Origin of the sequence: Vibrio makurazakiensis (assembly GCF_050337375.1) — a bacterium.
Classification (GTDB): Bacteria; Pseudomonadota; Gammaproteobacteria; order Enterobacterales; family Vibrionaceae; genus Vibrio; species Vibrio makurazakiensis.
The window spans coordinates 1-3,861 of the sequence record NZ_JAKJSW010000300.1; the positions used below are offsets into that span (position 1 = coordinate 1).

Here is a 3,861-nt window from a genome sequence, read left to right on the forward strand (position 1 = left end):
TCCATATCTAGTTCAACAAAGGCTTTGTTGTAGTCTTCGCTGCCTAGAACATCCAGTGCTACCGCTTCAAATACCGTTGCATCTTGCCAAGGTTGGCCACCATGAGCGAGTGGCACATAGCCAGCTGCTTTAATTTTATCAGCCGCAACAAAGAATTCATCTAAAGTGGTTGGTACGGTTACGCCTGATTTTTTAAGTACTTCTGGGTTAGCCCAAAGCCAGTTTACACGGTGTACGTTGACTGGAACTGCAACATAGTCGCCATCCCACTTCATCACTTTAGTCACGACTGAAGGTAGAATTTTATCCCACTCTTCTTGTTGAGCTGTAGAGTCAAGCGATGTAAGAAAACCTAAACCACCCCATTCTTGAATGTCGTGACCTTTAATTTGAGCCGCAGAAGGTGGGTTACCTGATACCGCACGCGTCTTCAATACTGTCATCGCACTTTCACCGCCGCCACCAGCAACAGCGAAGTCTTTCCAAGAGTGACCTTGTTCTTCAAGCATGCTTTTTAATACTGCAGCCGATTTTGCTTCACCACCAGCAGTCCACCAGTGAAGAACTTCAACTTCGCCCGCATTAGCAAGAGAGGCAGCAGAAAGTAGAGATAGGGTAAGTAGGGTTTTCTTAATATTCATTATTATCTTCCATGTCTAGCGGACCTTTTCGTCCGGTTCACTAGTGAGTCTACTTATTCTGATTTATAAGATTGAAACAAAAGGTAAGCGCAATGTAACACACTTGTTACATTAGACTTCTAGCCCTGTTGGAATATAGACTTTTGCCTCCAAACCGCCTTTTGCAAGATTACGAATAATGAGATCTCCACCATGTCCGTGCAGGATATTACGGCAGATCCCAAGCCCTAAACCGTGCCCCTGGTCGTCGTTTGCAATGCGATAATAAGGGTCAAACACTAAGTCGAGTTTGTCTTCTGGAATGCCATCACCTTGGTCAACAATGCTAACTTCCACCCATTCTTCATTGAGTTCGAGCGTGACATGGGCGGCATGGCCATACTTCACGGCGTTATCAATGAGGTTGGTCAGGACACGCTTTATCGCAAGTGGTTTTGCAATAATCGGCTCACCAAGTTCAGGAGTAAATTCGACTTTCTTTTCGCTCAAATTGTGCGACTCAATCACTGATAAGATCATTTCATTCAAATCAATGTAAGCGTTATTTTCATGGAGATCGGTATCACGTACACACTGCAGTGCGCCTTTTACCATCATCTCTAGCTCGTCTAAGTCCTTATTAAATTTGCCTCGCTTAGTGTCACTTTCTAGAAGCTCTGCTCTTAATCTCAAACGAGTAATAGGCGTTTTTAAGTCATGGGATATTGCTGAAAATAACTGCTCACGATCTGACACATAACGTCGGATCCTTTGCTGCATTCGGTTAAAAGCGCGAGTAGCGGTCACAAGCTCTGTCGCGCCTTCTTCAGTTAATGGCCGCTGTTCGATGTCCATACTCATTTCATTCGCAGCCTTAGCGAGGCTTCGCAGAGGGCGAACTTGTCGACGGATCATCAAATAAGTTAATGCGAGTAATATAGAGGTTGAAAAGAAGATAAATAGGATCTGCTCTCGCCCGATTATCGTATCATCGAGTTTGACATAAGGTGCGGGAAGCAAGGCTGCAATATAAACCCATTCGTGAGTGGCAAGCTGGATTTGGACAACGAGAATAGGCGGATTGATAGGCTCCAAGGTTAGAGTATGGTGCGCCCAGGATTTAGGTAAATCACTTAAGTAGATATCATTTTTCAGTAACCTAAGGTGCTCTGGTTTTGAAAAGCCAACGGAGATGGACTCCACTTTGTTCAGTTTACTACTCAATACTTGTTGAACAGATTGGACGGCGGCTATCTTAAGCCGGGTTTCAGGAATAGGTTCGACAATTAACTGCTCTTTATTAAAAGAGACGAAGAACCTCGTTCCTCCCATATTTCTTATTTGGTCCAATACAATATGGCGATATTTAACCGGAAGAGATTGAAAGAATGTCACCGTTGAGGCAAACATATTCGCCATACTCGAAGATGCAGCGCGAATACCTTCTAGTTCTTTATTTTTCGATTCTGTATACCAAATTGCTGTTGCGATTCCCTGAGCGATCACAACAGCTAATAACGTAAGCAATAAAGTTCTCGCGACCAAAGAGTTAGGCTTAAATATTCTAAATAGCCTTTTCATAGCGCTTATTCCTAATGTTCGAAGCTGACAGGTACCGCTAGAATGTATCCATTACCACGCATGGTTTTTATATATTGAGGATACTTTCCGCTGTCACCTAATCGCTGCCTTAAGCGGCTGAGTTGAACATCAATACCACGCTCGAATGGCAAGGCTTCTCTCCCTCGGGTTGCGAAAGAAATCGTATCTCTATCAAGAATTTCATTAGGTCGGTTTAGAAACAACATCAGCAATGAAAAGTCACTGCCCGTTAAATCAAAGTCTTGCTCTGTTTCAGAGTTCGTTAAACGATGCGCCAATGTATCAAGGCACCAGTCGCCAAACAAAATGTGCTTAGGTAAAGCATCGGTCGGCTTTTCTTCCACGACATGTGCTCGTCTCAAAAGAGCTTTGATGCGCGCCATAAGTTGGCGTGGGCTAAAAGGTTTCGCTATATAGTCATCCGCACCTATTTCAAGGCCGATAATTTGATCCGTTTCATCTGAAACGGCTGTCAGCATAATGATGGGGACATTGGAATGCTTACGAACCTTCTGGCACAAGGTAAAGCCGTCTTCCCCTGGTAGCATGACATCCAAAAGGATTAAGTCTGGGTAACCTTCGCTTTCTATGTGTTTTTCAAGTTCAATGCCATCTCCCACTGACGAGACCCTAAAACCCGACTTACTGAGATACTCCTCCAGCAACTCTCGAATTTCTTGATCGTCATCTACCACTAAAATATGAGTACTACCTTGCATTGCTTCGTCATCCATCACACCAATTACGCACATCTTAAAGCGTAACTGATATCACGAGTTATTGATGAATTTGTTAAATTTGAAGAGCAAACAAATAAAGATCACAAATACTTAACACTTAGCTACACTCTTTAAAGAGCTCTATCAAAGAGTCATTCAATAGCTAAACCGTTTTATTTAATCGTCTTACAGCTAGGTGAAATATGAGTAATGGTCTCATGCAATGGTACAGCGGTGCCTTCAAACAACTGAACCACAGCCTCTACATCTTAATCGTATTACTTTTTTCTACGGTCTTCGCATCGACAGCGAGCGCTGCCGAGCCCCCTACATTTAAAATCGGGCTCGCATTGTGGACTGGCTACCCGAATAATTTGCAAGGGTTCAAAGACGGGTTAACCGAAAGCGGAATTGATATTAAAAACGACATTACTTTTGTCGAAGGTGACATCACAAGTGATAAAGATAAGCAGAGATCCGCAGCTGAATACTTTAAAAGTGAAAAGGTTGATTTAGTTTATTCGCTAACCACGCCGGGTACCGTCATCATGAAGGAAATCATGCCGACTACGACCCCAATTGTTTTTTCTATCGTTACCTATCCTGCCGATTCAGGACTCATTGAGTCTTTTGAATACTCAGGCAATAACCTCGTCGGAACCAGTAACTATGTTCACCTCCAACATTACGTATCTTTAATTAAAGAGTTGGTCCCAGATACCAAATCTGCAGCGATTTTCCATCATACTGGAGAACCTAACTCCAATATCCAAGCCAGTAACCTAATTCGTCTACTAAAAAGACAAGATATTAAAGTTCAAAATATTACCGCAACCAACATTGCCGATTTAAAAGCTCAGGCAGAAACTCTTGTGGATAAAGTCGATTTGTTTATCACAACAACCGACACTCTGTTACAA

At 42.8% G+C, this 3,861-nt stretch carries 4 protein-coding genes; 1 reads left to right on the plus strand and 3 read right to left on the minus strand.

Annotated features, from left to right (window positions below; all coding sequences use genetic code 11):
- The 3 genes from L4C33_RS20345 to L4C33_RS20355 all read right to left on the minus strand — a co-directional run.
- Nucleotides 1-641 (minus strand): ABC transporter substrate-binding protein (locus L4C33_RS20345; protein ID WP_428814217.1); only part of this gene is annotated, 641 nt, incomplete at its 3' end.
- Between the two features lie 111 nt (nucleotides 642-752).
- The gene (locus L4C33_RS20350; protein WP_428814218.1) at nucleotides 753-2,201 is read right to left on the minus strand and encodes an ATP-binding protein; all 1,449 of its coding nucleotides are present in this window, start codon (nucleotides 2,199-2,201) and stop codon (nucleotides 753-755) included.
- Between the two features lie 11 nt (nucleotides 2,202-2,212).
- Nucleotides 2,213-2,941: a response regulator gene (locus tag L4C33_RS20355; RefSeq protein WP_428814219.1), complete on the minus strand. Its 729-nt coding sequence runs from the start codon at nucleotides 2,939-2,941 to the stop codon at nucleotides 2,213-2,215.
- Between the two features lie 203 nt (nucleotides 2,942-3,144).
- Between L4C33_RS20355 and L4C33_RS20360 the strand changes: the two genes are divergently transcribed.
- Nucleotides 3,145-3,861, plus strand: a 717-nt coding sequence (locus L4C33_RS20360) for an ABC transporter substrate binding protein (RefSeq protein WP_428814220.1), incomplete at its 3' end; no start/stop codon positions are given.

Bases quoted from the DNA above. Each gene is read 5' to 3' on its own strand.
- L4C33_RS20350 (WP_428814218.1), bottom strand. From the start codon at position 2,201: ATGAAAAGGCTATTTAGAATATTTAAGCCTAACTCTTTGGTCGCGAGA.
- L4C33_RS20355 (WP_428814219.1), bottom strand. From the start codon at position 2,941: ATGCAAGGTAGTACTCATATTTTAGTGGTAGATGACGATCAAGAAATT.